The sequence below is a fragment of the Streptomyces sp. NPDC101178 genome, from assembly GCF_044767965.1.
Lineage (GTDB): Bacteria > Actinomycetota > Actinomycetes > Streptomycetales > Streptomycetaceae > Streptomyces.
Genome location: NZ_JBIWOZ010000003.1, coordinates 756,927 through 782,474, shown reverse-complemented (window position 1 = coordinate 782,474; position 25,548 = coordinate 756,927). Strand labels below are relative to the sequence as shown.

At 72.3% G+C, this 25,548-nt stretch carries 26 protein-coding genes; 7 read left to right on the top strand and 19 right to left on the bottom strand.

Features of this window, described 5'->3' with window-relative positions; translation table 11 throughout:
• Positions 1-17: 17 nt before the first annotated feature.
• Both ACIRR8_RS12025 and ACIRR8_RS12020 read right to left on the bottom strand, forming a co-directional pair.
• Positions 18-1,475: an aldehyde dehydrogenase family protein gene (locus tag ACIRR8_RS12025; protein WP_404062350.1), complete on the bottom strand. Its 1,458-nt coding sequence runs from the start codon at positions 1,473-1,475 to the stop codon at positions 18-20.
• A gap of 58 nt (positions 1,476-1,533) precedes the next feature.
• Complete coding sequence (locus ACIRR8_RS12020; protein ID WP_404062347.1) at positions 1,534-2,397, bottom strand: helix-turn-helix domain-containing protein; 864 nt, start codon at positions 2,395-2,397, stop codon at positions 1,534-1,536.
• Between the two features lie 368 nt (positions 2,398-2,765).
• On the opposite strand from ACIRR8_RS12020, the gene ACIRR8_RS12015 reads away from it, so the two are divergent.
• On the top strand, positions 2,766-3,269 hold the full coding sequence (locus ACIRR8_RS12015) for an ATP-binding protein (protein WP_404062597.1): 504 nt from the start codon (positions 2,766-2,768) through the stop codon (positions 3,267-3,269).
• An 81-nt stretch (positions 3,270-3,350) separates the two neighbouring features.
• On the opposite strand, the gene ACIRR8_RS12010 is transcribed toward ACIRR8_RS12015, so the two are convergent.
• Positions 3,351-3,587 (bottom strand): DUF397 domain-containing protein, encoded by a 237-nt coding sequence (locus tag ACIRR8_RS12010; protein ID WP_018514287.1) that lies wholly within the window; start codon positions 3,585-3,587, stop codon positions 3,351-3,353.
• Positions 3,588-3,862: 275 nt separating this feature from the next.
• On the opposite strand from ACIRR8_RS12010, the gene ACIRR8_RS12005 reads away from it, so the two are divergent.
• Positions 3,863-4,423 carry a hypothetical protein gene (locus ACIRR8_RS12005; RefSeq protein WP_404062344.1) on the top strand — a complete coding sequence of 187 codons (561 nt, stop codon included), beginning with the start codon at positions 3,863-3,865 and terminating at the stop codon, positions 4,421-4,423.
• Between the two features lie 12 nt (positions 4,424-4,435).
• Here the strand turns inward: ACIRR8_RS12005 and ACIRR8_RS12000 are convergent, their stop codons facing one another.
• Both ACIRR8_RS12000 and ACIRR8_RS11995 read right to left on the bottom strand, forming a co-directional pair.
• Positions 4,436-6,562, bottom strand: coding sequence for an FUSC family protein (locus tag ACIRR8_RS12000; protein ID WP_404062342.1), 2,127 nt, complete (start codon positions 6,560-6,562; stop codon positions 4,436-4,438).
• Positions 6,563-6,598: 36 nt separating this feature from the next.
• On the bottom strand, positions 6,599-7,801 hold the full coding sequence (locus ACIRR8_RS11995; protein WP_404062339.1) for a DUF2786 domain-containing protein: 1,203 nt from the start codon (positions 7,799-7,801) through the stop codon (positions 6,599-6,601).
• A 90-nt stretch (positions 7,802-7,891) separates the two neighbouring features.
• Between ACIRR8_RS11995 and ACIRR8_RS11990 the strand changes: the two genes are divergently transcribed.
• Complete coding sequence (locus ACIRR8_RS11990) at positions 7,892-9,559, top strand: bifunctional 3'-5' exonuclease/DNA polymerase (protein WP_404062336.1); 1,668 nt, start codon at positions 7,892-7,894, stop codon at positions 9,557-9,559.
• A 138-nt stretch (positions 9,560-9,697) separates the two neighbouring features.
• On the opposite strand, the gene ACIRR8_RS11985 is transcribed toward ACIRR8_RS11990, so the two are convergent.
• Together ACIRR8_RS11985 and ACIRR8_RS11980 are read right to left on the bottom strand one after the other, a co-directional pair.
• On the bottom strand, positions 9,698-10,582 hold the full coding sequence (locus tag ACIRR8_RS11985; protein ID WP_404062333.1) for a carbohydrate-binding protein: 885 nt from the start codon (positions 10,580-10,582) through the stop codon (positions 9,698-9,700).
• 107 nt (positions 10,583-10,689) lie between these two features.
• Positions 10,690-12,069, bottom strand: a complete 1,380-nt coding sequence (locus ACIRR8_RS11980) for a carbohydrate-binding protein (RefSeq protein WP_404062330.1) — start codon at positions 12,067-12,069, stop codon at positions 10,690-10,692.
• A gap of 206 nt (positions 12,070-12,275) precedes the next feature.
• Here ACIRR8_RS11980 and ACIRR8_RS11975 point away from each other — a divergent pair, with 206 nt between their 5' ends.
• The 4 genes from ACIRR8_RS11975 (at position 12,276) to ACIRR8_RS11960 (ending at position 15,442) form a co-directional block, all read left to right on the top strand.
• Positions 12,276-12,959, top strand: a complete 684-nt coding sequence (locus ACIRR8_RS11975; RefSeq protein ID WP_404062327.1) for a phosphotransferase — start codon at positions 12,276-12,278, stop codon at positions 12,957-12,959.
• A gap of 110 nt (positions 12,960-13,069) precedes the next feature.
• Positions 13,070-14,014: an ABC transporter ATP-binding protein gene (locus ACIRR8_RS11970; RefSeq protein ID WP_404062325.1), complete on the top strand. Its 945-nt coding sequence runs from the start codon at positions 13,070-13,072 to the stop codon at positions 14,012-14,014.
• The gene (locus tag ACIRR8_RS11965; RefSeq protein ID WP_404062322.1) at positions 14,011-14,991 is read left to right on the top strand and encodes an ABC transporter permease; all 981 of its coding nucleotides are present in this window, start codon (positions 14,011-14,013) and stop codon (positions 14,989-14,991) included. The genes ACIRR8_RS11970 and ACIRR8_RS11965 overlap by 4 nt, the downstream gene beginning before the upstream one ends.
• Positions 14,992-15,037: 46 nt before the next feature.
• Entirely contained in the window at positions 15,038-15,442 is a 405-nt protein-coding gene (locus tag ACIRR8_RS11960) for a GntR family transcriptional regulator (protein WP_404062594.1), read from the top strand.
• A 90-nt stretch (positions 15,443-15,532) separates the two neighbouring features.
• Here the strand turns inward: ACIRR8_RS11960 and ACIRR8_RS11955 are convergent, their stop codons facing one another.
• The 12 genes from ACIRR8_RS11955 to ACIRR8_RS11900 all read right to left on the bottom strand — a co-directional run bounded on the left by ACIRR8_RS11955 (position 15,533) and on the right by ACIRR8_RS11900 (position 25,488).
• Positions 15,533-16,132, bottom strand: a complete 600-nt coding sequence (locus tag ACIRR8_RS11955) for a 4'-phosphopantetheinyl transferase family protein (protein WP_404062320.1) — start codon at positions 16,130-16,132, stop codon at positions 15,533-15,535.
• Positions 16,133-16,182: 50 nt separating this feature from the next.
• Positions 16,183-17,502, bottom strand: coding sequence for an MFS transporter (locus ACIRR8_RS11950; RefSeq protein WP_404062317.1), 1,320 nt, complete (start codon positions 17,500-17,502; stop codon positions 16,183-16,185).
• A gap of 48 nt (positions 17,503-17,550) precedes the next feature.
• Positions 17,551-18,597, bottom strand: a complete 1,047-nt coding sequence (locus ACIRR8_RS11945; protein WP_404062314.1) for a polysaccharide deacetylase family protein — start codon at positions 18,595-18,597, stop codon at positions 17,551-17,553.
• Complete coding sequence (locus ACIRR8_RS11940) at positions 18,594-19,970, bottom strand: condensation domain-containing protein (protein WP_404062312.1); 1,377 nt, start codon at positions 19,968-19,970, stop codon at positions 18,594-18,596. Before ACIRR8_RS11940 ends, ACIRR8_RS11945 begins: the two co-directional genes overlap by 4 nt.
• 86 nt (positions 19,971-20,056) lie before the next feature.
• The gene (locus ACIRR8_RS11935) at positions 20,057-20,854 is read right to left on the bottom strand and encodes a hypothetical protein (RefSeq protein ID WP_404062309.1); all 798 of its coding nucleotides are present in this window, start codon (positions 20,852-20,854) and stop codon (positions 20,057-20,059) included.
• 76 nt (positions 20,855-20,930) lie between these two features.
• Positions 20,931-21,197 carry an acyl carrier protein gene (locus ACIRR8_RS11930; RefSeq protein ID WP_404062307.1) on the bottom strand — a complete coding sequence of 89 codons (267 nt, stop codon included), beginning with the start codon at positions 21,195-21,197 and terminating at the stop codon, positions 20,931-20,933.
• Complete coding sequence (locus tag ACIRR8_RS11925; RefSeq protein WP_404062304.1) at positions 21,197-22,186, bottom strand: 3-oxoacyl-[acyl-carrier-protein] synthase III C-terminal domain-containing protein; 990 nt, start codon at positions 22,184-22,186, stop codon at positions 21,197-21,199. The genes ACIRR8_RS11930 and ACIRR8_RS11925 overlap by 1 nt, the downstream gene beginning before the upstream one ends.
• Entirely contained in the window at positions 22,186-23,010 is an 825-nt protein-coding gene (locus tag ACIRR8_RS11920; RefSeq protein WP_404062301.1) for an SAM-dependent methyltransferase, read from the bottom strand. Before ACIRR8_RS11920 ends, ACIRR8_RS11925 begins: the two co-directional genes overlap by 1 nt.
• 40 nt (positions 23,011-23,050) lie before the next feature.
• Positions 23,051-23,284: a phosphopantetheine-binding protein gene (locus ACIRR8_RS11915; RefSeq protein ID WP_404062298.1), complete on the bottom strand. Its 234-nt coding sequence runs from the start codon at positions 23,282-23,284 to the stop codon at positions 23,051-23,053.
• A gap of 16 nt (positions 23,285-23,300) precedes the next feature.
• Positions 23,301-23,726, bottom strand: a complete 426-nt coding sequence (locus ACIRR8_RS11910; protein WP_404062295.1) for a holo-ACP synthase — start codon at positions 23,724-23,726, stop codon at positions 23,301-23,303.
• Positions 23,723-24,619, bottom strand: a complete 897-nt coding sequence (locus ACIRR8_RS11905) for a hypothetical protein (protein WP_404062292.1) — start codon at positions 24,617-24,619, stop codon at positions 23,723-23,725. The genes ACIRR8_RS11910 and ACIRR8_RS11905 overlap by 4 nt, the downstream gene beginning before the upstream one ends.
• The gene (locus ACIRR8_RS11900) at positions 24,616-25,488 is read right to left on the bottom strand and encodes a diiron oxygenase (protein WP_404062290.1); all 873 of its coding nucleotides are present in this window, start codon (positions 25,486-25,488) and stop codon (positions 24,616-24,618) included. Before ACIRR8_RS11900 ends, ACIRR8_RS11905 begins: the two co-directional genes overlap by 4 nt.
• Between the last annotated feature and the right edge of the window lie 60 nt (positions 25,489-25,548).

Here is a 25,548-nt window from a genome sequence, read left to right as displayed (position 1 = left end):
CTCGCCGTCGGAGCGGGTCAGAACGGGAAGACCGAGCGGCCGTGCTGGATCGACAGCCACTTCAGCGTCGTGAACGCCTCTACGACCGCCTCGCCGTTCAGCCGCCCCACGCCGGACGTCTTCTCGCCGCCGAACGCCACCAGCGGGTCGTCCTGGACGGTGGAGTCGTTGACGTGGAACATCCCGCTCACGATCCGCTGCGCGAACCGCACACCGCGCTCCGCGTCGCCCGTGTGCACGGCGCCGCTCAGTCCGTAGGGGCTGTCGTTGACGATCGCCACGGCCTCGTCCTCGCCGTCGAACGTCATCAGCAGGGCCACCGGGCCGAGGATCTCCTGCGCCGGCAGCGGCGAGTCCTCCGGGAGGTCCGTCAGGACGGTCGGCTCCACGACGTTGCCGCGGGTCCGGCCCCGTACGAGCGCCGTCGCGCCGTCCGCGACCGCGCGGTCGACCAGGGCGGTCAGCGCGTCGGCCTGGAGCGCGTTGACGACCGGGCCGATCCGGGTCTCCGGGTCACGCGGGTCGCCGGACTTCAGCGCGGCCACGGCGGCGGTGAAGCGCTCGGTGAACTCGGCGGCCACCGAGCGGTCCACCAGGATGCGGTTGGCCGCCATGCTGACCTGGCCCTGGTAGAGGAAGCGGCTGAAGACCGCCGCCCGGACCGCGTAGTCGATGTCGGCGTCCTCCAGCACCACCAGGGCGCTGTTGCCGCTGAGTTCGAGGATGGTCCGCTTGAAGGAACCGGCCGCCGTCGCGGCTATGTGGCGGCCGACCCGGTCGGAGCCGCTGAACGAGATCACCCTCGGCACCGGATGCTCGATGAACGCGTCGCCGATCTCGGCACTGTCCGTGACCACGACGTTGAGCAGCCCGGCCGGCAGTCCGGCGTCCTCGAATATCTTGGCGATCAGTCCGCCGCCGACGACGGGCGCGCTCTGGTGCGGCTTCACGACGACCGCGTTGCCGAGCCCGAGCGCGGGCGCGACCGACTTCATGCCCACCAGGAAAGGGAAGTTGAAGGCGCTGATCACACCGACGACACCGACGGGAAGCCGGTAGAGGCGGTTCTCCCGGCCGTCGGAGACTGCGGGCAGCAGTCGGCCGGTGGGCCGCAGCGACTGCCGGATCGCCTCGCGCAGGACCTCGCTCGCGCCGCGCACCTCGTACTCCGCGCGCAGCCGGGTTCCGCCCAGCTCGTCGATGATCGCCTCGACGATCTGCTCGGTGCGCTCGCCGGTGATGCGCAGGGCCCGTTCCAGGACGGCCCGCCGCTCGTACGGATTGGTGGCGGCCCACTCCTGCTGCGCGCGCTCGGCCGCCCGGTAGGCCTGGTCGACCTCCACCGCGGTCGCCACGGTGACGGAGGCGAGTTTCTCGCCGTTGTAGGGATTGAAATCGATGATGTCCCATGAGCCGCTGCCCGTGCGCCACTCGCCATCGATGTACTGGTGGGCCAGTTCATGGAAGAAGGACATGCAATCCCTTACTGCAGGCGTCTCCACACTCCTGATGTGGCGTCATCGTAACGACTAATCAAGCCAGTTGGAGGAGTCCGCGCAGGAGATCCCGGCTCTCCTCAGGACTGGGACTGTCCTTGCGCAGGCACCCCATGGCCTTTTCGTACTGCGCGACTTCCTCTGGCTTGTCCAGATAGAGCGCACTTGTCAGCTGCTCCAAATAGACAATGTCCGACAGATCGGATTCCGGGAATCGCAGCATGGTGAACGAACCGCTCTCGCCCGCATGCCCTCCGTAACTGAAGGGCATGACCTGGAGCGTGATGTTCGGCTGCTCCGACATGTCGATCAGGTGTCGCAATTGGGCGCGCATCACGTCGCGTTCGCCGTACGGGCGGCGGAGCGCGGCCTCGTCCAGCACGGCGTGGAAGGCCGGGGCCCGCTCGGAGACGAGAACCTTCTGGCGCTCCAGACGCAGCGCCACCCGGCGCTCGATGTCGGCGGCCGAGGCGCCGCGCATACCGCGCGCGACCACGGCGTGGGCGTAGGCCTCGGTCTGCAACAGGCCGTGCACGAACTGGACTTCATAGATACGGATGACCGAGGCCGCTCCCTCCAGACCCACATAGGTCTGGAACCAGCCGGGCAGCGCATTGCCGTAACTGTGCCACCAGCCCGCCACATTGGCCTCGCGCGCCAGGCCGAGGAGCGCGTCGCGCTCCGCGGCGTCCGCGACACCGTAGAGCGTGAGCAGATCCTCGACGTCCCTGGCCTTGAAGCTCACCCGTCCCAACTCCATGCGGCTGATCTTCGATTCGGAGGCCCGGATGGAGTAGCCGGCCGCCTCACGGGTGATGCCGCGCGATTCCCGCAGCCTTCTGAGCTGAGAGCCCAGCAGGATGCGCCGCACCACCGATCCACTCGACTCGCCTGCCGACACTGGTGTGACCCTCCCATCGCCTACCGGGCACTCGGGGCGCCCCCAGAAACCCCTCGACCCCGAAGCCAAGGATTCTGCCACCAAAACGCTTCAGCCCGTACTCATTCGATTACGGAAATGAGAAGACGTCCGGAAAGCTCCGAAACTGCCCGACGGAAGAAATGCGCCGGAATCACCACGGTACCGGGCAGGTCCGGCGCGTGCACGTGCATCTGCCCTTGCATCTGCTGTGCGCATTGGGAAGCATGACCCCTGCGCACCTGCGTGCTCGTGTTGTGCCGCTGTACCCCCCGCAGTACCGCTGACAGGCAGTGCCGCTACAGCCGCGAATCCCGGGAGTGCCTCGTATGGGGACGAATGGATCGACGATGCTCGAGCCGTTACGGCAGGGGCTTCCCCCGACCGACCCCTCAGGGGTCGCCGGCTCGGCCTCCTGCGCTCTGCCCGCCCGTTACGAAGCGGTCGGTGGAGCACGGCAGTTCACCAGGTCCACCCTGGAGCGGTGGGAGCTGAGCGAGCGTTTCGACGATGTCGCCCTGGTGGTGTCCGAGCTCGTCACCAACGCTCTGCGCCACGCGCTGCCGAGCGATCCGCCCCGCGAGTTCCCGGACCCGCCGGTGCGGCTGCATCTGATGCGCTGGAGCTCACGGCTGGTCTGCGCGGTGCGCGATCCCAGCCGGGAGAGCCCGGTGGCGGGCGAGGCGGCGGACTCCGCCGAGTCGGGCCGGGGTCTGTTCCTGGTGGAGTGCGTCAGCGACAGCTGGGGCTGGCACCCGTCGCCGGCGCCGGTGAGCGAGTTTCCGTCAACACCCTTGTACGGCAAGGTGGTCTGGGCGCTGTTCCGGCTCTCGGACCGCGCGAAGAGCGAATAGATCCAGACAGCGTCATCCAGGGCCGCCCGGCCGCCGGTCTCCTCCTCCGGCCGCCAGGTGGCCTTCGGTCACCCGATGGCCTCAGATCGCCAGGTGGTCGAACTCGCCGTCCTTGACGCCGAGCAGCAGCGCCTCGATCTCGGCCGGCGTATAGACGAGCGCCGGCCCGTCCGGGTGGCGCGAGTTCCGCATCGCCACATCGCCTCCGGGCAGTTTCGCGAACTCCACGCACGATCCCTGGGAGTTGCTGTGTCTGCTCTTCTGCCAGACGACTCCGCGAAGCTCTGTGGCCGCCATGCCGTTGTACACGTGGTGCACAGGACGCTCCCCGAGTTGCAAAGTGCAAGTGTCAACTAGATCGGATCATAGCTCTGTTCATATGCCGATGCATGAGCAGATGCACGTGCACACGGGGTGTTGCTTTGATTACAGGCTTTCCTGACTGAAGACGACCTCGGAGGAGATCCTCAAGCAGACCCCGGAGGAGAGACGAACGGCACGCCTATTTGGCTCCCGCTTAACGGAGTTGGCCGGAAGAAGCTTGGTAACGTGGCGCGGTCTTTCGACCGGAATACAGCAAGGGGGAACTCCACGTGACCAGGTTCGTACGCACCGGAGGTGTCGTGGTCGCCGCTCTGGCCGCCGCGCTGGCGCTGACCGCGTGCGGCAGTGACGACGACGCGGGCAAGGGCTCCGGCCCCGACGCCGGGTCGAGCGCGACGCCCGGCGACGGCCAGGGTCCGGACGGTGCCGGTACGGACGCCGCCGCGCTGGAGGGCACCTGGGTGGGGCTGACCGACGGCAGACACGTCACCGTCTCCATCACCGCCGGCAAGGTCGCCCTCGTCGCCGACCAGGCCGTCTGCCAGGGCGATGTGAAGGACATGGGCGAGGTGATGCTCGCGCTGAAGTGCACCGGCGGAGCGAACGACCGCACCATGGGCGCGATCGAGTCCAACGACGGCAAGAAGCTGGTCCTCTCCTGGGACGGCGGGGTCAAGGACACCCTGAAGAAGGCCGCCTCGGGCACGCTGCCGACGGACCTTCCGACGGACGTGCCGACCGAACTGCCGTCGGACCTGCCGACCTCTCTGCCCTCGGACCTGCCGACGGAGCTGTCTTCGGGTCTGCCGTCGCTGCCGTCGGCCTCCTGAGGCCCGGACCACTCATCTCTCCGCGAGGGTGCTGCTCACCCGGGTCGAGCCACCGCGCTCGTCCAGGGCCCGGGTGAACTCCTCCAGCGCCTCCAGGAGCAGCGCCGCACCCCGGCGCACCACCGGGTCGCCGACCGGGGCCGTCCCGTCCTCCGTCGGCGTCGGCACGTCCCAGTGGGCCACCGCGTCCACCACCGGCTGCCAGTCCGGCAGCCGCCGCTCCCGTACCGCCTTCGCGCCCTTCTCCGTGGCCCGGCGCAGCGCCTCCGCGAGCTGGGCGGCGCCGGGCACCGGGTCGGCGGAGCGGGCCGGGAGGTGGGCCTCCAGCACCATCGCGGACCGGCCGAGCTGGGCCAGTGCGTGCTGGGCATCGGTGGCGGCGGCCCGCGAGATGCCCCGGTGGCGTACGGGTTCGTGCTGGGCGGTCGCCAGCGCCTCCTGCCACGCGACCCTGGCCTCGCGGGTCGCGATCAGGGCGTCCCGTACCTCCTCCAGGTCGCGGTGGGCCGGATCCGCGTACCGGTCGACCACCGTCGCCGCGTACCGCCCGTCCGCCACCAGCCACTCCGCCAGCCGGTTGCGCAGCCGCGGCGTCTCCCAGGCCGGGTAGAGGGCGTAGGCGACCATCGCGAGGAGCCCGCCGACCAGCGTGAGCACGATGCGCTCGGTGACGGTCTGGGACCAGTCGTCGCCGGCCATGCCGAGCAGGAAGACCACGTAGGCGGAGACGCAGACCTGGCTGACCGCGTACCCGGTCCGCATCAGCAGGTACATCAGCCCGGCGCAGACCACCGCCAGGAGCGCGGAGAGCCTGGCGTCGGGGCTCGCGGTCTGCACGATGGCGGTGGCGAGCCCGACGCCGACCAGGGTGCCGCCGAAGCGGGCCACGGAGCGGCCGTACGTCTGCGAGAACTCCGGGCGCATCACCATGACGGCGGTCATCGGCGCCCAGTAGCCGTGGCCGAGCGGCAGGGCGGCGCCCACGAAGTAGCCCGCCACGGCGACCACGGCGACCCGGATCGCGTGGCGCAGGATCGGGGAGCCCGGGTGCAGCTCCCGGCGCATCGCCTTCAGGACGACCGGGATCAGCCGCAGCAGGGTGGGGCGGTGGCGGGTGTCCGGGGCGAGGTGTTCGGGGACGCCGCTGTCGGTGCCGGTGCCCTCCGCGATCTCCAGGACATCGTCCAGCAGGGCGGCGAGGCGGTCGGCGGCGCGGAGGGCGGGGCCGACGAGGATCACGTCGTTGTCGGGGGTCTTGAGGACGCCCAGGTCGGTGGCGGAGAGGTGGACCGGTTCGCCGTACCGGACGGCCCGCGCGGCGGCGTCGAGCACGGACCCGGCCGCGCCGAGCAGCTCGTTCACCCAGGCCCGCTCCAGGCCGTCGGCCGGTACGCCCATCGCCGGATCGGCCAGCGAGGCGAGGACCGGGCGCAGCCGCTCGGCGATGCCCCGGGCGCCGTGGAGCTCGGCGGGGCGGCGGCGGGCCTCGCGAGGGGTGACGGCAGCGGCGCTGCGGGCGGTCATCAGCGGCAGCGGGTCGAAGGGGGCGACCGGGTCGTGGCGCAGCCGCCGGGCGTAGTCGGCCTCGGCGGCCAGGGCGTCGGCGAGCGCGTCACGCTGGGCGCCCCATCTCCGTACCGGAAAGAGGACGATCAGCGCCGCCTGGACCACGCCGCCGACCAGGATCATCCCGGCATGGGCGGCGGCGTCCGCCACGGAGGTCGGCAGGGTGATCGTCACCAGCATGATCGCGACGTTGGACGAGGCGATGATCCCGCCGGTCGGCCCCGCCGCCCAGGCCAGGCCGGCGAGGAACGTCCAGGCGCCGAGCAGGCAGAGGAAGAGGACGGGCTGCGAGGCGGAGACGTAACCGACGAACGTCGACACGGCGAGGCTGGCGCCGGAGACCAGCGCGAGCACGGGACGCGGACGCCAGCTGCGCTGGAAGGTGGCGATGGCCGCCTGGAAGGCGCCGAACGCCGAACTCGCCGCGATCTCCGGACCGAAGAGGACCAGGCTCGTGCCGACGACGAGGGCGAGACCGGCCGCACCGCGGAAGGCGATGAGCGGTTCGAGTCTCTGCCGCTCGATCTCCAGCCCCGAGCGGGCGGTCTCCTTCAGCGCCCGGAGCCAGCTCATGGGCCGAGCCTAGCCCGGAACATGGGCAAATCAGACTTACGCCATGATTTCGCCGTCACGCGGGCCGCTGCGGGAGCCGCCCGCGCCACCTACGCGGGCCCGGTCGGCGGCCTCGGTGCCGTGGTTCCAGCCATCCAGGTCGGTGGCGCCACGGACGCGGGTGGTGGTGGTCCGGGGGAACATCCGCTCGGCGGTCTCGGTGACGGCGACGTCCCGGGCGGCGAGGACGGGGAGCAGTCCGGAGGTGCCTCCAGCCGTGCCCGTGCCCGCGCCCGTTTCCGCAGCCGCCGTGGCCCGCTCTGTGGTGTCGGCCAGCCGGGAGCCGAGCCGCTGCGCGTACGCCATCAGGAACGACTGGCGGAAGGTCTTGGTCCGCTTACGGCCGGAGGCCCGCTGTCCGGCCTCCGCCCGGGTCATCGCGGCCGTGCCCTGGACGAGGAGGGAGGTGAAGAGCAGTTCCACGGCCTCCAGGTCAGGTTCGAAGCCGACGACCGTGCTGAAGCCGAGGTCGCCGTTCCACACGGCCTGGCAGCGGTTGGCGGAGGAGACGGCGTCGAGCAGGATCGCCTTCGCGCTCTCGTACGGCGGTTCCACCCCGATCCGGCAGGCTCCGGGCGTCTCGGTGCTGTGGCCGCGGGCGGCGATGAGGGCCTCGTCGATGCTGTGCCGGGCCATCAGCTCCTGCGCCTTGGCCGTCAGCGCCTCGGCCTCCTCCGGAAAGCCGGTCGCCTCCGCCTTCGCCAGCAGCGCCCGGATCCGGGTGAGCATGCGGGGTTCGTCGGGGGCGGGCGGCCGGTGGAGGTGGCCGGCGGCGGTGCCGGGCGCCGGGCCGACGGGCTCGATGGCGGGGAGCCGGAGCAGCAGCCGGTAGAGCTCCAGGAGGTCGGAGGCGTAACTGAAACGGTCGGGCTTGTTGCGCGGTACAGGTAGGGCCCCTGGCAGCTCGGCGAGCTGGGCGCGCCAGCGGGGCGGCAGCTGCGCGTACCGGGCGGTCTCGGCGGCGATCAGCGTGGCCGCCAGCACCGCCCGCCGCTCGTCCAGCTCCAGCCGCACGAACCGGACCAGGTCGGCGGGGTGCCAGCCGCGCTCCCAGGCCCGGGTCACGAACTCCTCGCCGCGCCGGTGCAGGTCGTCGTCCGCGTCGGGGGCGGCGGCGAGCAGGGAGGCCCCGGTGTCCAGGGCCGCGTCGCCCTCCGCGTACAGCGCCGCCGCGCATGCCTGGTCGATCACCGGTTCCATCCGACCAGGGTAGGCGGGTGGCCGGGTCGCCGTTTCGGCGTGGGCCCGGGGTCGCGGCCGGTGTCAGTGGCGGGTGCCAGACTCGCCTCCATGACCGGACGGTGGGCGGTGGCGGCGGTGGAAGGGGGCGGGGCGCTGCTCGCTCCGCTCGGGCGGGACGGTGCGGCCGCCGGGCCCGTCCTGGCCGAGCCCGATCTCGTGGCGGCCGTCCGCTCCCGGCCCGAGGTGGAGCGCTGGGTCTGGCGGTCCACCGCCGAGCTCTACCCCCGGCTGCTCGCCGCCGGGGTCCGCGTCGAGCGGTGTTACGACATCGAGTGCGCCGAGCTCCTGCTGCTCGGCCACGCGGGCCGGCTCGGCGAGCCCCGGTCCGCCGCCGCCGCGCTGGCCCGGCTGGAGAACGCGCCCGTACCGCCGGATCCGCCCGCCCGCTCCGCCGAACCCGGCTCGCAGTCCTCGCTCTTCGAGCCGCAGTCGGGCCCCGAGGTCCCGTTCGAAGGGCTGCTGCGGGTCTACGCGGACCAGGTGCGCCGCCACGACACGGCCCAACACCCGGACCGGATGCGGCTGCTGACCGCGTCGGAGTCGGCCGGGATGCTCGTCGCGGCGGAGATGCACCGGGCCGGGCTGCCCTGGCGGGCCGATGTCCACCGGGAGGTGCTGCACGGGCTGCTGGGCGAGCGGTACGCGGGCGGCGGCGAGCCCCGCAGACTCGCCGAGCTGGCGGAGGAGGTGTCGGCGGCCTTCGGCAGACGGGTCCGCCCGGACCTGCCGGCCGATGTGGTGAAGGCGTTCGCGCAGGCCGGGATCGCGGTGAAGTCGACCCGGCGGTGGGAGCTGGCGGAGCTGGACCACCCGGCGGTCGAGCCGCTGATCGCGTACAAGAAGCTCTACCGGATCTGGACGGCCCACGGCTGGAGCTGGCTCCAGGACTGGGTGCGCGAGGGCCGCTTCCGCCCGGAGTACCAGCCGGGCGGCACGGTCAGCGGCCGCTGGACGACCAACGGCGGCGGTGCCCTCCAGATCCCCAAGGTCATCCGGCAGGCCGTCGTCGCCGACGCGGGGTGGCGGCTGGTCGTCGCGGACGCCGACCAGATGGAGCCGCGGGTGCTGGCGGCGATCTCCCGCGACCGGGGTCTGATGGAGGTGGCCGGTCATGACGGCGACCTCTACAAGGCCCTCTCCGACAAGGCGTTCCACGGTGACCGCGAGCACGCGAAGCTGGCGCTGCTCGGCGCGGTCTACGGCCAGACCTCCGGCGACGGCCTGAAGAACCTGGCCGCCCTGCGCCGCCGCTTCCCGCTCGCCGTCGCCTATGTGGACGACGCGGCGCGGGCCGGTGAGGAGGGCCGGACGGTGCGGACCTGGCTGGGCCGCACCAGCCCGCCGGTGGCGCTGGCGGGCCAGGACGAGGAGGCGGGCCTTCCACAGGAGGGCGGCGAGAGCGCGTCCGACGGCGGCCTGTCCCGGGCCAGGGGCCGCTTCACCCGGAACTTCGTGGTCCAGGGCAGCGCCGCCGACTGGGCGCTCCTCCTCCTCGCCGCGCTGCGCCGCACCCTCCACGAACAGGGGCTCCGCGCCGAGCTGGTCTTCTTCCAGCACGACGAGGTGGTCGTGCACTGCCCGGCCGAGGAGGCCGACGCCGTGACCGAGGCGATCCGGGCGGCCGGCGAGCTGGCCGGCCGCATCGCCTTCGGAGAGACGCCGGTGCGGTTCCCGTTCACCACGGCGGTGGTGGAGCGGTACTCGGACGCGAAGTGACCGGGCCCACCGCCGGACCCACGGCCAGGCCCACCCACGGAACCCACCGCCGGGCACACGGCCGAAAGCGCCCCGTTCACGCGCCGGACGGCGTGAACGGGGCGCGGGGCGGTGATGCGCCTCTCGCTGCTGCCGTCGCTACCCGCGTTCCCACAGCGCGGGGACGTTCGGCGGCTCCCAGCCCCTCGTGGACTGATGTGCCTGCCGGCAGCGGTAGGCGACCCCGCCGTAGGTGACGCGGTCTCCCGCGCGGTAGGAGGTTCCGGGCGTCCAGGCGGAGCCCGGCGGGTCGGTCGGTGGAACGGTGGGCGGATCGGTCGGGCCGGGCGACTGGGCGACGTCCAGCACGAAGTCGAAGGTGCCCTGGCGCCCGTTGCCGACGGTACGGACGTTCATCAGCAGCTCCGGGTCGAACAGCGCGTCGGTGTTGTTGCGCGGCTCGCCCGGGAAGTACAGCTGCGTGGTGAGGATGCGGCCTCCGGGGGCCTGGGCCTTCACATGGATGTGGCGGGTCCGCCCCGGATAGAGCCCCGGCACGATGGTGGTGAGCGTGAACGACCCGTCGGCGCCGGTGAACTGGTGCCCCCGGAAGGCGTACTGGGCCATGTCGTAGGACCCGTTGGTGTCCGCCTGCCAGAAGTCGAGCAGCGCTCCGGAGATCGGCCGGCAGGCCCGGCCGAAGACGTAGCCGCTCACGGTGAGCGGGACGCCCGGGGTGCCGGACGTCACCAGGCTGGTGCGCCGCGGGGAGTTGGGCTTGAAGTACGGGCCCTCCATCTGCGGCGGTGTCGTGTCGTCGCCGTCGTCGCACTGCGGGGTGGGGGCCAGGAGAGCGCCCCCGCCCGACGACGCGGCGTCCCGGGCGAGCGCGACGCCTCCTCCGGCGAGCAGAGGAGCCGCGCCCGCGACGATCGCGGCCTTCAGGAGGCCTTTGCGGCTGATCCGCCGCGGATCGGCCGACGTCGCGTCAGAGGTTCCGACCTCGTCGGAAGCGTTCGGCTCGTGGGGGGTTGCGTTGTCCATTTGTGGGGTCATGACGGTTTCCTCGGAGTCCTCGGTGCGGGGAGGCGGAGAGGTTCAGGAGGTTCGGTGACGCCGGGCCGGTGGGGTGAAGGCCGCCGGAGCGGCGGTCAGACGCGCTGCCAGAGGGCCGGGACGGCCGCCGGGGTCCAGCCGGCCTGGGCCGTGTGCCCCTGGAGGCAGCGGTAGGTGGCCCCGCCGTACGTCACGGTGGCGCCGACGGCGTAGGTCGTGCCCGCCGCCCAGGTGCCGCCCGGCTGGTCGGTGGGCGGCGGGGTGGTGGGCGGAGTGGTCGGCGGAGTGCCGCCGCTGGTGACGAGCGTCAGCCCGTAGGCCTGGAGCGCCGGGAGGAGCGGCTGGAAGTACGTCGTACCGCCGGAGGAGCAGTTGCCGGAGCCGCCGGAGGTGACGCCCTGCGCCTGGCTGCCGGAGATGTACGCGCCGCCGGAGTCGCCCGGCTCCGCGCAGACGCTGGTGCGGGTCACCCCGGAGATGGTGCCCTCCGGGTAGGTGACGCTGGTGTTGAGCTGCTGGATCGTGCCGCAGTGCCAGCCGGTGGTGGAGCCGGAGCGGCAGACCGAGGCGCCGACGACGGACGGGGTGGAGCCGGTGACGGTCACATCGCCGCGGCCGTACCCGTTGACCAGGGGCTTCGGCACCCAGTTGGCGTTGGTGGCGACCCAGGCGTAGTCACGGCCCGGGAAGGTCGAGCCCTGGAAGGTGCCCTGGGCCTGCTGGTTGACGCCGTTGGTGGTGGTGCCCACCCGGCCGCAGTGGCCGGCGGTGACGAAGCCGTTCTGGGTGGAGCCGCGCGTCACGGAGAAGCCGACGGAACAGCGGCCGCCGCCGCCCATGTAGTACGCGTCGCCGCCCCGGATGTCCGCGAGGGCGCGGGGCCGCTCGGTGGAGCGGGCCACGGTGACCAGTTGGCCGCCGACCCCGGCGGCCTTCACGAACGCCTCGGCGGCCGAGGTGCTCGCGCCGTTCACGACGACCCGGTTGGCCGCGACGTCGACGTACCAGACGGGCACGTTCTTCGGGGCCTTGGCCAGCGCCGCCTTGTCGAGGGCGTCCTTGGCCGCTTCGAGGCGGTCCAGGCTGTGGCCGACGACCTCGGCCGTGGCGCCCGCCCTCGTGATGAGGGCGGCCTCGGAGGCGTCGGTCGTGGAGACGGTCAGGTCCGCCGTGTCCCCGCTGACCCGGGCCCCGGCGAAGCTGGTGCCGAGGGACTTCTCCAGGCCTGCGGCGATGGCGGCGGCGCGGTACTCGCCGGCTATCCGGGTCTTGGCAGCATCGGCGTCGAGGCCGAGGTCGCGTTCCATGGCGGCCAGCAGGCCGGGTGAGAGGCTGTCCGCGGAGACGGCCGGGGCGGTGGTGCCCGGCGGGCCGGCGGACGCCACTGAAGTCAGTCCCGCGAGGGCGAGCGCACCCATGGCCACCGTGGCGGTCGCGGTGGTGAGCACGCGTCTGCGGAGCTTGGTTTTCTCCACGTAACTCTCCTTGTTTCAGGGGGGTGTCCGGGTCCGGTGGGGGGTTGGTCCGGACCAGGGAACTGCCGACACCGTAGCCGCGCCCGGAGCCGGCGCAGGAGATCCCGTTCGCCCCCTCCTCCCGCGTTATGGGGCCTGGTAGGCGTCCGCGCGCGAAGCCGCCCGGCGTCTCCCCTTCACCGGTACGCCCGGGTAGGTTCGGCGCCATGCACACAGGGCAACTGCTGGGCTCGGGACGCACCGCCGACGTATACGAACTCGACGGCTCCTGGGTCCTTCGCCGCTACCGCGACCGCGCCGGCACCACGGAGGAGCTGGCCGTGATGTCGTACGTCCGCGCCTTCGGGTATCCGGTGCCGCGCATCGGCCCGCCCGCCGACGGGGCCCGCCCGACCGACCTGGTGCTCCAGCGGCTGTCCGGCCCGACCATGGCCGAGGCCCTGCTGGCCGGGGACCTGGACGCCGCAGAGGGAGGCGCGCTGCTGGCCCGGCTACTGCGCGACCTGCATGCGATCCCGCCCCGGATCTCGGCCGATCCGCGGGACCGCATCCTCCATCTCGACCTGCATCCGCAGAACGTGATGCTGACGGAGCGGGGTCCGGTGGTGATCGACTGGTCCACCGCAGAGGAGGGCCCGCCCGGTTTCGACCGGGCGATGTCGGCGCTGACGCTGGCCCGGGTGGCGCTCGACCCGGAGTTCCCGGCGCCGGAGGCGGAAGCCCGTGCGCTGCTGGCCGCGCTCCTGGCGGAGCTGGCCGCCGACGGCGGCACCGAACCCGCCGACCTGGCCCGCGCCCGGACCCGCCAGCACGAGAACCCGCTCCTGACGGCCCCCGAACGCGGCTGCCTGGACGCGGCGGTGGAGATGGTGCGGGGCTGCGCGCCCTGACGGACACGCCGGCTGACTGACCGGCGCGCGGCTCCGGCCGTGCGCTTGACAGGCATTCCCCCAGAACACCATGATTCCATTAATTGACTAATGGAATCGAGGCGAGGCGCGTGGCAGACACGAGCACTCCGAACGGAACCGCGGGCAGCTGGGCCCTGGAAGCCCGCGGCCTGGGCAAGCGTTATCTCGGCAACTGGGCGCTACGCGACTGCTCCTTCCGCATCCCGGCCGGACGCATCTGCGGACTGGTCGGCCCGAACGGTGCGGGCAAGAGCACCCTGCTGGGCCTGGCGACCCGTCAGGTGCAGCGCACCACAGGTGAGTTGCGGATCTTCGGCGTCCCCGTCGACGACCCCGCCGTGTTGCCGAGGTTCGCCTTCCTCGGCCAGGACAAGCCGCTGTTCAAGCGGTTCACCGTGGCCGACACCCTGCGGATGGGCGCCGAACTCAACCCCGGCTGGGACGCGGCGGCGGCCGAGCGGATCGTGCGCTCGGGCAACGTGTCGGCGCACGCCCGGATCGGCACGCTCTCCGGCGGCCAGCGCACCCGCGTCGCCTTCGCGCTCGCCTTCGGCAAGCGCCCCGACCTGCTGCTCCTGGACGAGCCGATGTCCGACCTGGACCCGCTGGCCCGCGACGAGATGAGCACGCTGCTGATGGCGGAGGCCGTCGAGCGCGGCACCACGGTGGTGATGTCCTCCCACATGCTGACCGAGCTGGAGGACATGTGCGACTACCTCCTGGTCGTCGCGGAGGGCCGGATCCGGATGGCCGGGGACGCCGACGCGCTCGTACCCGCCCACACCCTGGTGACGGGCGTGACCCGGGACGGCGCCCTGCCGGCCGGGCTGGACCGGCACACCGTGGTCGAATCCCGCGTCCAGGGACGGCAGTTCCAGGCGATGATCCGGCCGAAGGGGCCGCTGCCCGCCGACTGGGAGAGCGTCGAGCCCTCCCTGGAGGAAGTCCTGCTCGCCCATCTCCGCTCCCCGGACGCACCCTCGCTCTATACCCAGGGCGCCCGCGTCGACGCCGAAGGGACCCAGGCCGCATGAGCACCACCACCACCAACCTCACCGAGGCCCCCACCGGACTCCGGCCCCGGCGCCGCCTGCTGCGCGGGCTGCCCTGGCTCATCGTGCGCCAGCACCGCACCGCGCTGGCCTGTGTCCTCGGCATCGCCGTGCTCGGCACGCTCTGGATCGTGTACCAGCGCTTCGAGACGGTCCAGCTCCTCGACGCGCGCGGCTGGCCGGAGAAGGAGGTCCGGTACTCGGTCGAGGAAAGCCGGGGCTTCGACTACATCTCCTCCCTCCTCTCGGGCCTCCCGTTGATCCTCGCCGTCTTCGTCGGCGCCCCGCTGATCGCGGGCGACCGGGAGAACGGCACCGCTCAGCTGGTCACCACCCAGTCCGTGACCCGCCGCCAGTGGCTGATCGCCAAGCTGGGCTTCGCCTACACCCTGGCCCTGGTCTGCGGCCTGATGCTCTCGGCCGCGTTCACCTGGTGGTGGCGGCCGCACCGCTCCCTCTTCTTCACCAAGTGGGTCGAGGGCCCCCTCTTCGACAACACGGGGCCGGTTTTGCCCGCGATGCTGCTCTTCATGACCGCCGCGGGCATCACCATCGGCGTCCTGCTGCGCCGTCTGGTGCCCGCCATGGCGGTGGCGCTCGCCTTCACCGCCGTCTCCTCGTACGCCTGGGACGAGATCCGGATCCGGCTCGGCTCCACCCAGATGTTCACCTACCCGATGGACAGCGAGCTCCCGGCCCGCTTCGACGAGGCGTACGAGGTCGACCGCTGGGTCGGCAACGCCAAGGGCGATCTCTTCGGCTGGGGCACCTGCGCCGAGGCCACCGACGAGGCGCAGAACGCGTGCATCGCGAAGCACGGCATCATCAACGACGTCATCGAGTACCTCGACTACGACCAGATGGCGACGATGCAGTGGACCGCGGCAGGCCTCCTGCTCGCCGGGACGGCGCTCCTCACGGGGTTCGTCCTGTGGCGGGTCTCGCGCCGACCGCTGTAGGGGCGGTGCGCATCCCCTACGTAAAGTGTCGGCAAACGAGCGGAAGGTGAAGTCGGTGGTCGTGTTCCGCATCGACCGGCGCAGCGGGGTTTCGACGTACCTCCAGATCGTCCGTCAGGTCGAGCAGGCGCTGCGCATGGGAGCGCTGGAGGAGGGCGACCGGCTGCCCACCGCCGCGCAGGTCGCCGCCACGACCAAGGTCAATCCGAACACCACGCTGAAGGCCTACCGCGAACTGGAACGGGCCGGTCTCGCCGAGGTGCGCCAGGGAGCCGGCACGTTCATCACCCGCACCCTCGCCCAGCCCCAGTCCGGCCCCGACTCCCCGCTCCGCGCGTCCCTGGCAGCGTGGATGGACGAGGCCCGGACGGAGGGGCTCACGGGCGAGGACGTGACGGCCCTGTTCCGCTCGGCGTTCGAGGTGGCGTACCCGGACGAGGCGGCGGGCTGAGGTCCTGCCGCGGCCCTGTCGTCCGGTCGGCTCAGGCGCGGTGGCAGCGGTAGCCGCTGCCGGGGGCCGGGGCCGGGGTGATCGACAGGTTCAACTGACCTCCGGCAGACGTACGTTCCAGGCGCAGCCGACCGGAACCTGCGCCCCGCCGCGTGGAGCGCACCAGCTCACCGGGCCCCATTCGCCCGCCTGTTGGCCGGCCGCCACCGGCACACTCCACGGTCGGCCGGAGAGCCCGCGCCCCACCGCCTTCACACACGCCTCCTGGACCGTGAAGATCCAGGCGAACTCGCGTCGGCGCCGCGCCTCCGGCAGGCCGGCGAGCGCCTCGGCGTCGGCCGGCGAACAGCACAGGCGCAGCAGCCGGCCGGAGGCGTGGGAAGGGATCTGCACATCGACGCCGACGTCACGGTCCCGGCCGACCGCCGCCGCGACCCAGCCGGAGGAGTGCGAGAGGCTCACGCCCAGGTCCGGCCGGTCCGGCAGGTACGGGCGGCCGCCCGGATCCGCGGCGACCGCCCCGCCCTCCAGGTCCTCGCCCAGCTCCCGCAGCAAGGCGCGCAGCAGCGTCCGCGCGGCGGCGTACTCCTCCCCCCGCCACGGCGGCAGCCGCGACACGGCCGCCCGGTCCCGCGCGGCGACGGGCAGCGCGTCCAGCACCTCCGTACTCCGGCCGACCACGTAGTGCACGCCGTCGGCGGCCGTACGCCGGCGGAGCGGCCGCCCGGGCCGGATCGCGCTCAGAGCCGGTCCGGCACCCGCCGCAGCTCGCGGATCGGGCGGGCGACGAGGAGCGAGGAGGCGGTGAGGAAGGAGACCACGACGCCGACCATGAGCACCGTCTTGGTCGAGAACAGGCCGACCGCCGGGCCGGCCAGCGCGCTGCCGATCGGGTACATGCCGACGGAGCCCGCGACCTCGTACGCGTGGATGCGGTTGAGCATCTCGCCCGGCACCTGGGTCTGCACGCTGGTGGACCACATGACGCCCCAGACGCCGATCCCGGTCCCGACCGCGACCTGTGCCGCGATGAGCATCCAGACCGGCCAGCCGAGCACGATGCCGAGCGGGTAGAGCGGGTACGCCATCATCGCCACCGCGCCTGCGGCGAGCGGCCGTTCGGGCTTGTAGCGGATGGCGAGCAGCCCGCCGATGATGGTTCCGGCACCCAGCGCCGCGTTGACCAGACCGAAGGCGCGCGCGCCGTGCTCCGGCACGATCACCCCTGCCGCCAGGGAGAGTTGGGGGCCCCAGGCGAGCACCGCGTAGAACATCCAGATCACGATGACGCCCCACAGCCAGCTGCGGGACCAGAACTCCCGCCAGCCGACGGCCAGGTTGTGCCACATGGACTCACCGGCCGGCGGTGCGGGCACCACGCCGAGCTTGAGCGCGAACAGGCAGATGGCGCTGGTGCCGTAGGCGATGGCGGAGATCACCATGACCCAGCCGGTGGAGCCGAACCCGACCAGCGTTCCGGCCAGCGCCGGGCCGCCGAGCCCGGTGATCGCCTCCGACGTGCGCAGGATGCCGTTGGCGCCCTGCACGTCCCGGGAGACCAGCGGGACGGTGGAGGCGGCACCAGGCTGGAAGAGCGCGTTGGCGGTACCGGCGACCACCAGCAGCGCGTACAGCTGCCAGAGATGGTCGATGCCGTGGATGAAGAGGAGGGCCAGCAGGACGTGCGCGACCAGGTTGGCCAGGTCGGCGAGGATCATCATCCGGCGCGCGGTGAACCGGTCGGCGAGCACGCCGCCGAAGAGCACCAGACCGGCGAACGGGGCGACCAGGAAGGCCATCGAGTAGCCCGCGGTCTCCAGGCCGTACCCGTCGATGAGCAGACCGGCGGCGACCGCGACCGGCAGCATGGCCCAGCTGAGCAGCCCCGCGCTGCGGCCGACGAAGTAGAACTTGAAGTTGCGGGACCAGATCGCCGGCTCTCCCGCCGACGGGCCGCCGCCGGACCCGCCCGGGCCGTCGGAACCGCCCGGGCCGTCCTTCGGCGGTACCGGTGGCGGAGGCGGTTCCGCCGCGGCGTGCTCTGCCAAGCGCTCTTCCATAGCCGTTCAGATCCTTCGGTCGGTGATCGGTGACTTCGCGGGGGGTGTTCAGGCGGCGTCGGGCGGCGCCGCCAGCTCCCCGACCGTGACCAGCTCCAGGCCGCGTTCCAGCAGGCCCTCGACGATCGACGGGAGCGCCTGTACGGTCTGCGCCCGGTCGCCGGCGCCCTCGTGCATCAGGACCACCGAGCCCGGCCCGGCGCTCTCCAGGACGGTCGCGGCGATCTGCTCGGGCCCCGGCCTCGACCAGTCGCGGGCGTCGACGTCCCACATGGTCAGCGTGGTCGGGTAGCCGTCCAAGGCGGCCAGCACCTCGGGGGTCAGGGCCCCGTACGGCGGCCGGAACCACACCGGGGCCCCGCCGCCCACCCGGTCCAACTCCTCGGCCGTGCGGTCCAGTTGCTCGCGCAGCTCCGCCGGTGTGAGGTCGGGCAGGTACGGGTGCGACCAGGAGTGGTTGCCGAGCTCGTGTCCGGCCGCGGCGATCCGGCGTACCTCGTCGGGCAGCGCCGCGACATGGTGGCCGACGCAGAAGAACGTGGCCCGGGCCCCGTACCGCTCCAGGATCTCCACCACCTGGCGGGTGAAGACCGGGTCGGGCCCGTCGTCGAAGGTGAGCGCCACCCGCGGGTCGTCCCGGCGGCCGTGGTCGAAGCAGCCTCCGGCCGCCGTCAGCGCCGCCCGGGCCGGCTCACCGCGCTCCACACCCGCGAAGAACTCCTCGGCGCGCCCGGTCAGCGTGCCGCCCTCCGCGGTGACCCGGGCCAGCGCGCCGGGCGCGGTCCTGGCCTGCTCCGCGAGCTGTACGGCGGTGACGGAGCCGAAACCCGGGCGCGGCGGCAGCAGCCACGGGTCCGCGCGGTACACCTCCAGGCCGGCCGCCGTCATCGGGCCGTCGAGCAGCCCGTTGGTGGAGTCCAGGACGACCGCCGGAGCCTCCTGCCCGTCACCCAACTCACCCAGCCAGCCGATGAGTTCGGCGACCTGACCGCCGCTCCAGCCGCTCGGGGAGACCACCTGGCGTCCCGCGTCGTCCAGGACCTCGACCCGGTAGCCCGTCTCCGTCCAGGCGATGCCCGCGTACCGCTTGCTCATCGGCCCTCCAGCGCGATCGCCTTGTCCACGATCAGCCGCTCGGCGCCGCGCAGGAACTCCTCCATGCCGGTGCGGCTGATGACGGCCGGGTCGGCGGTCATGGCGAGGTCCAGCGCGCCCGGCGCGGTCAGCGCGTCCACCGCGATGGAGACGTTCCTGCGCGGCAGGAACTCGGTCGGCCAGGTCAGCTCGGTCCGGCCGGTCAGCTCGCTCAGCGGCACGCCCGGCCGCTCCACCGTGTCGAACGGCGTGACGGCCGGGTCGCGGGTGTCGTTCCACCAGTACGAGTGGTCGGCGGCCGCCTCCTTCTCGATCAGCGCCGCTACCTCACGGTCCAGTGCCCACTTGTCGTACGCGGCGTTGCGGAACGCGGTGAACGCGACGGACCGGGTCCGCCGCACCGCGTCCTCGAAGTCCCGGCCGGCGTCGGTGAGCCGGAACAGCGCCTCCTGCGCCACCGTGGAGACGGCCGCGGCGGCGGCCGGCTGGAACCGGTTGCCGACCACCACCTGGAAGAGCACCTCATCGCTCCCGGACGACAGGGCCAGCTGGTGCGAGACCGCGCCCAGCAGCACGACGGCGTCGCTCACCCCGAGCGCCTCGGCCACCTGTCCGACGGCCACCGCCAGCGCGGGCGAGCGCAGCAGCGCGTTGGGGAAGCGGCGGTCCGGGTCACCGGCGAGTTCCGGCGCGGCGGGGACGCCGAAGATCCGCCGGGGGCCGGCCGTCAGCTGCTCGGTCCAGTAGCGGCGGGCCGCCTCGTCCCGGCGGCGGCCGAGCGGAGAGGCCTGGACCTCCGCGGCCTCCAGCGGCTGGGTGGCGGACCGGGAGGCGCGGAGCGAGGCGGCGGTGGCGCCGGCCTGGACGGACTCCAGGTCGCGGAGGAGCCGGCCGAGGCCCCAGTAGTCCATCCCGGTGTGCGCGCCGACCAGCACCAGCCGGTGGACCAGGCCCTCGCTCTCCACCAGGCCGACCCGCAGCGGCCACTCCCGCGTGTGGTCGAAGGCGCGGCCGCCCAGCTCCTTCAGCAGGGCGGCGCCGGCCTCCGGGGCCCGCTCGGCCGTGCCCGTACGGACCACCTCCACCGGAAGCTCGCCGCTGCCGTCCACGACCTGCTCCAGGCCGTCCTCCCCCTGGGGAAGGAACCGGGTGTGCAGGCTGTCGTGGAGCAGGAGCAGCTCCGTGAGGTCCGCGAGGACGCGGTCGGCCGGGCGGGGTGGCGAGACGGCGAGTTCGACGGGCAGGTTGTAGCGGGGCGCGTCGTCGCCGAGCCGGGAGACGACCCCCCAGATCGCCCGCTGCCCCCAGGTCGCCGGGCCGCTCCCGGCTCTCGCGGAGTCCAGCCTGATGGTCCGGTCCTCGGCCGTCGTCATCGTGTTCCCGCCTTCCTTTCCGTTGCCTCGTCCGATGTCTGTGTCCGTGGTGGCGCTCTGCGGTGACCGGGCCGGACGGCCCCGCCCTAGGGCCTGGCGAAGACCGCCACGTGGCTGCGGCCGGAGCGCGGGTCCGTGTCGCACAGCACGATCCGCCGGTACGCGCGCCGCCACTCCTGCCAGTGGTCGGCCAGCTCCAGCCAGAGGCTGGTGCAGTAGCCGCCCGGCGCCACCCGGTGCACCGCGCCGTGCGCCGGGACGTCCTCGGTGACCCAGGGCCCGAGGACCAGCAGCGTCCCGTCCTCCCCCGGCTCCCGCCCCAGGGCGGCCGCCGCCGAACCGGCCGCGTGCGCCCGGACGAACCCGAGCCCCTCGCCGCCTGCGGACCCGAGCACCAGCGCGGCGGCCGAGTCGGTCAGCGGGACCTCCCGCGGCAGCGGGAACGGTGTCGGCAGGGTCGTCTGCTCCAGCACCGCGATCACCACCTCCGCCGCCCGGCCCGAGCGGTGGTACGCCGAGGCGATCCGCAGCGCGGTGAAGGGCGCGGCCAGACCCTGCTGGCCGATCGCGAAGTTCACGGCCCGGCCGCCGAGTCGCTCGGTCAGGTGCGGTGCGACGGCGGTGAACGGCACCACGTCCGGCAGCGCGTGCGCGACGATCGCCAGCTCCGGCCGGCTGCGGCCGACGGCCTCGTCGGCGACGAGCAGGTCGACGAGGTCGCGGTGGTGGACGTGCGGGCCGCGGCTCAGCAGCTCCTCGTCCGGCTTCTCGCCGAACGGCGTGAGCAGATCACGGAAGTAGTCGAGCGCGGCCGGAACACCTTCCGGTGTCCGTCCCTGCGGCGACCGCACCGAGGCGGCGGCCCGTACGGTGAGCGCGCTCATGACGCCTCCTCCACGGCGCGGCTCACGACGCGCTCTCCAGGGACGCGGCTCACGGCACGCCCTCCACGGACGCGACTCATGACGCCTCCTCCTCCGCGCGGATCGCGGCCTCGATGTAGTCGGCGAAAGACCCGAGCGTCCGCAGGTCGTCGATGTCGAGCCCCTCCGGGTCGACCGAGATCCCGGTCGCCTCCTCGACGCTCATCAGCATCCCGAGGACGGCGATGGAGGTCAGCTGCAGCTCGTCGAAGAGCGCGGTCTGTTCGGTCAGCCCGCTCACCGGCCGCTCCAGCACCTCCCCGATCGCCTTCTCGATGGTCAGCAGAAGTTCCCGACGCTCCATCAGGCACCGCCTCCCGCACGGTGGGTGATCACCATCGCGCCGAAGGTGGCGCCCAGGCCGACGGAGACCAGCAGATAGTGGGCACCGTCGACCAGGCGCCCTTCGTCCCGCAGCGTGGTGTAGTTGACGAAGACGTCCGAGGCGTAGGTGTGGCTGAAGCGCGGGACGTTGTCCAGGAAGACCTTCTCCGGCGCCACCTCCAGCTCCTTGATGGTCTGCCGCCAGGCCAGCTTGTTGACGTTGTGCGGGATCACCAGGTCGACCTCGTCGAGCGTCAACCCGGCATCCGCCAGGGCCTCGTGGATGACATCGGCGATCCGTCGGCCGTACTGCTCGCCGAACTCGGTGTTCTGCTCGGGGGTCAGCTCCAGCCACTGCGCGTACTCGCCGAGCGTCCGGATGGCGAAGGACCGGACCACATCGCCTTCGCCGTCCAGCGTGATCAGGCAGGAGGCGGCGGCGTCCGCCATGATCGAGGTGTTGGGGATGTGCTGGACCATCGGTGAGTACGCCTGCTCGCCGGTGACCATGAGGGCGTACGCGCCCTCCTCCCCCTCCGCGCGCAGCAGCTCACCGAGCACCTCGATGGCGCCGAGACTGCTGACGCACGCCTGGTGGCTGAAGCCGAAGGCCTCGGCCTCGGGCAGCCCGAGGTCCTCGCCGACCACCTGCGCGATGTCCACGTCGGGCGGGGCGACGGCCTGGGTGGTGTGCGCGTACGCCAGGTAGTCGACCCGGCCGCCCTCGGGCAGGGCGGCCAAGGCGTTGCGGGCGGCGGGCCGCAGCAGGTCCAGGAGCGGGAGTTCGGGGTCGAAGCGAAGGGTGTCCAGGCCGTAGAACTTCCGGAACACGCCGAGCTGGGCCCGGTGCAGCCCGAGCCGCTCGCCCAGCTCCTCGATCCGTACGCTGCGCTCGGGCACGTACGACTCGATCCGCTCCAGCGTGATCCGCCGGTGGCCGGCCGGCCGGCCGGTGGTCGCGTGCGCCATCAGTCCGTCACGACCTCGGCGCGGATCAGCCACAGCCGGTTGGCGCCCCGGCGGCCCCGCGGCTGCACCTCGTACGGCCACCGGCTCTCGCCCGCACCGGTCTGGCCGGGCTCGCGCAGGTCGGTGGTCTTCCAGCCGTGCGCGGTCAGGAACTCCTCGGGCTCGTCGGTGCCGAAGACCCACGGTGTGCCGTCGGCGGCGAGCGCGTCCAGGAAGCGCTTGGAGAACGGGCTGCGCAGCATGGCGCGCCCGAGGACGTCGAAGGCCAGGTGGCTGCCGGGGGCCGAGGCGGAGGCGAGCAGCCGCAGCAGCCCGCCGGCCTGCTCCTCGGTGAGGAAGAAGGTGAGCCCTTCCGCGACCCACAGCGTCGGCCGGTCGCGGTCGAACCCGGCCGCCCCCAGCTCCGGCAGCCACTCGGTGGTCAGGTCGGCGGAGACCTCGCGCCGGTCGGTGCGCGGCTCGGCCCCGAGCGCGTCGAGCCGGCGGCGCTTCTCGGCGATCAGCGCGGCGTGGTCGACCTCGTAGAGCTCGGTGCCGTCCGGCCAGTCGAGCCGGAACGCCCGCGTGTCCATACCGGCGGCGATCAGCACCACCTGCTGGATTCCGCTGCCGGCGACGACCTCCTTGATCGTGTCGTCCAGGAACCGGGTCCGGATGGAGATGAACGGGATCACGCCGCCGCCGACGTACCGCTCGATCAGTTCGAAGCCCCGGGGCGCGGCCAGGTCGCGGGCGAGCGGGTCGGTGAAGAGCGCGTCCTCCCGCTCGGACTCCTGTGCGCGGGCCGCGGCCATCCACTGGGCGGTGTACGAGACTGCATCCATGGTGAAGACCCCTCCTCGGGATCGGGCGAAACCGCGGGGATCAGGCGAAGAACGCCTTCTCGATGGTCGCGAGCGTCTGGAAGTCCTCGATGTCGATGGAGTCGAAGTCGATCTCGACGCCCGCCGCGTCCTCGATGGTGTAGACGAGCTCGACGAAGGCCAGCGAGTCGACCAGCCGGCTCTCGATGAGGTCGACGTCGGCGGCGAGTTCGGTGCGCTCGGGGTGGCGGCCGAGGATCCAGTCCCGGACCTTGTCGATACCTGCGGAACTCATGGCATTCCCTTCGAAGTCAGTGATCCAGCGGGATGAGGCGGTCGAGCGGTGGTGTTCGCGAGGTGGTGGCCGCCGCGACGGCGATCGCGAAGCCGCCGTCGTGGCTGATGCTGATGTCGATGGGGCCGAGTCCGGCGTGCTGCGCCAACTCGGCCGCCACGCCCGAGAGCCGGACACCGGGCCGGCCGCCGGGTCCGCGCAGGACCTCGATGCCCTGCCAGGGGACCGGGCGCCCGACCGCGCCGAGGAGCTTGAAGACGGCCTCCTTGGCGGCCAGCCGTCCGGCGATCCCGGCCCGGTCCGGCTCCCCGTCCGGGGTCCGGGACGCGGCCAGCTCACCGGCGGAGAGGAACCGGCCGAGCACCGGCCCGGCGGCGGGGCCGAGCAGTTCGCCGACCCGGGCGAGCGGGACGAGGTCGACGCCGATGAGGGGATGGCTCACGACGGTGGCGCGGCGGCGGGTGCCTGCGTGCCCTGTGCGGCCGTGCGTACGGCGTCGAGCGCGGCGTCGAGGTCCCCGTCGAAGTGCTCGGTCAGCACGGCGAGCCAGCGCTCCAGCCCGAACGCCGCACAGGAGGTGTAGGCGTGCTCGCCGGATTCCAGCCGGATCGAGCACCGCTCGCCGAAGAAGTTGCGGTGGGTGTTGACCGAGGCGATGGCGAGATCGCCGTACTGGAACTCGTACTTGACCGGGCTCAGCTTCTGCATCAGCGCCCGTCCGCTGTCGTTCTGGAAGAACGGGTCGCCGGCGGCCTCCCGGCCCAGCTCGATGCCGAGCGCGGCGGCGAAGGACTGGATCCGTCCGGTGAAGCGGGCCAGCACCTCCTGCGTGTGGTCGAAGCTGCCGAGCGCCACGATCTCGCGCATCTGGAAGCTGGCGAGGCGGCGCAGTCCGCTGTAGTGGTCCTCGTTGCGGAAGCAGCGGTTGACCAGGGTCACCAGCGAGTCGTCCGCGACCTGGCCGCCCTCGTGGAAGAGATACGCGCCGTAGCAGGTGGCGTGCGGCAGCCCGTACCGCGCCTCGGTCACGGCACCGGGACCGAACCGCCCTTCCACCGGCTTGAACTGATCCTCCGTCAGCTTCAGCGATCCCGCCACCCAGGCGAGGTGGGGGAAGTTGGTGTAGACGTCGAACTTCTCCAGGTCGGTCACCGGGAAGAGCGGCGGGGCGCTGATCTCCTCGGCGCCGTCCGCCAGGCCCCAGCCGGTGAAGACCCGGTCGAGCTCCTTGACGAGCGCGGTGGCCCGCGGGCCGAGGATGGCGAGGGCCTGCTCCCCGTCGCTGCCGGTCAGCCGGGTCGCTCGGGTCGATCGGGTCGATCCGGTCACCGTCATCGGATGAGTCCCGTCTTCTCCAGGAACTTGGCGGTCTTACGGAAGGTGCGCAGCTCGGCCTCGGCGCGTGCGGGCGAATCCAGGAGGGCCCGGCGCAGCTCGTGCGGGCGCTCGATGCCGGCGTCCCGGTAGACCTGGGGGTGGTAGAGGGATTCGAAGCTGTGCCTCATGTAGCGGCGCAGGTACGTGGAGACCTCGTCCAGCTCCTGCTCGGTGGCGGTCCGCTTCAGGTCCTGGTGGAGCAGGTTGACCAGTTCGCGGCCGAAGGCGATGTGCCGGGACTCGTCCTGGTGGTGGATCCGGTTGATACCGCGGATCGTCTCGTGCAGCCGCTCGTCCTCGGCCATCGCCGAGTTGAAGTGGTCCACCAGCTCCTCGAAGATCAGGATGCGGGCGAAGACCAGCAGGCTCTGGACCTTGTCAGAGGGCGCGGCCGTCTCGGCGCCGCCGGCGGGCTGCCGGTAGATCTTCTTGCCGTAGCGGAGGCAGAATTCGGCGAAGAACCACATGTGCTCGTTCTCCTCACCGATGAAATGGTGGAAGAACTCCGACGGCGTTTCGAAACCGGCGGTGTGGATACGGTTGACGACCTCGACGAGCAGTTCCCGGATGCCGTGGACATTGAGGCTGTAGAAATTGATGCTCTCGTGCTTGGACAGCCGGTGGAGCTGCTCGGGGCTGAGCTTCTCGGCCCATTCCGTGCCGTACGTGGTGGTGAGCTCGGGGCTCATCCACCACATGTCTTCTGGGAGCTCGTCCGGCCACTCGAAGAGCCGGTACGGGTTGTAGTAGTCGTCGATCGACTTGGTGGCGAGCCGGTCCAGGATTCCCCGAAACCGGTCGTTCCGGTCGATCACTTCGCTGACCATCGAGTGATTCCTCCGTTCGCTTCGAGGGCTCTTTGCTGAATCCAGATTAGGAATCCCGGC

Coding starts and splice junctions, on each gene's coding strand:
- ACIRR8_RS12025 (WP_404062350.1), bottom strand. CDS start 1,475: ATGTCCTTCTTCCATGAACTGGCCCACCAGTACATCGATGGCGAGTGG.
- ACIRR8_RS12015 (WP_404062597.1), top strand. CDS start 2,766: ATGCTCGAGCCGTTACGGCAGGGGCTTCCCCCGACCGACCCCTCAGGG.
- ACIRR8_RS12000 (WP_404062342.1), bottom strand. CDS start 6,562: ATGAGCTGGCTCCGGGCGCTGAAGGAGACCGCCCGCTCGGGGCTGGAG.
- ACIRR8_RS11995 (WP_404062339.1), bottom strand. CDS start 7,801: ATGGAACCGGTGATCGACCAGGCATGCGCGGCGGCGCTGTACGCGGAG.
- ACIRR8_RS11990 (WP_404062336.1), top strand. CDS start 7,892: ATGACCGGACGGTGGGCGGTGGCGGCGGTGGAAGGGGGCGGGGCGCTG.
- ACIRR8_RS11985 (WP_404062333.1), bottom strand. CDS start 10,582: ATGGACAACGCAACCCCCCACGAGCCGAACGCTTCCGACGAGGTCGGA.
- ACIRR8_RS11975 (WP_404062327.1), top strand. CDS start 12,276: ATGCACACAGGGCAACTGCTGGGCTCGGGACGCACCGCCGACGTATAC.
- ACIRR8_RS11965 (WP_404062322.1), top strand. CDS start 14,011: ATGAGCACCACCACCACCAACCTCACCGAGGCCCCCACCGGACTCCGG.
- ACIRR8_RS11950 (WP_404062317.1), bottom strand. CDS start 17,502: ATGGAAGAGCGCTTGGCAGAGCACGCCGCGGCGGAACCGCCTCCGCCA.
- ACIRR8_RS11945 (WP_404062314.1), bottom strand. CDS start 18,597: ATGAGCAAGCGGTACGCGGGCATCGCCTGGACGGAGACGGGCTACCGG.
- ACIRR8_RS11940 (WP_404062312.1), bottom strand. CDS start 19,970: ATGACGACGGCCGAGGACCGGACCATCAGGCTGGACTCCGCGAGAGCC.
- ACIRR8_RS11935 (WP_404062309.1), bottom strand. CDS start 20,854: ATGAGCGCGCTCACCGTACGGGCCGCCGCCTCGGTGCGGTCGCCGCAG.
- ACIRR8_RS11930 (WP_404062307.1), bottom strand. CDS start 21,197: ATGGAGCGTCGGGAACTTCTGCTGACCATCGAGAAGGCGATCGGGGAG.
- ACIRR8_RS11925 (WP_404062304.1), bottom strand. CDS start 22,186: ATGGCGCACGCGACCACCGGCCGGCCGGCCGGCCACCGGCGGATCACG.
- ACIRR8_RS11920 (WP_404062301.1), bottom strand. CDS start 23,010: ATGGATGCAGTCTCGTACACCGCCCAGTGGATGGCCGCGGCCCGCGCA.
- ACIRR8_RS11915 (WP_404062298.1), bottom strand. CDS start 23,284: ATGAGTTCCGCAGGTATCGACAAGGTCCGGGACTGGATCCTCGGCCGC.
- ACIRR8_RS11905 (WP_404062292.1), bottom strand. CDS start 24,619: ATGACGGTGACCGGATCGACCCGATCGACCCGAGCGACCCGGCTGACC.
- ACIRR8_RS11900 (WP_404062290.1), bottom strand. CDS start 25,488: ATGGTCAGCGAAGTGATCGACCGGAACGACCGGTTTCGGGGAATCCTG.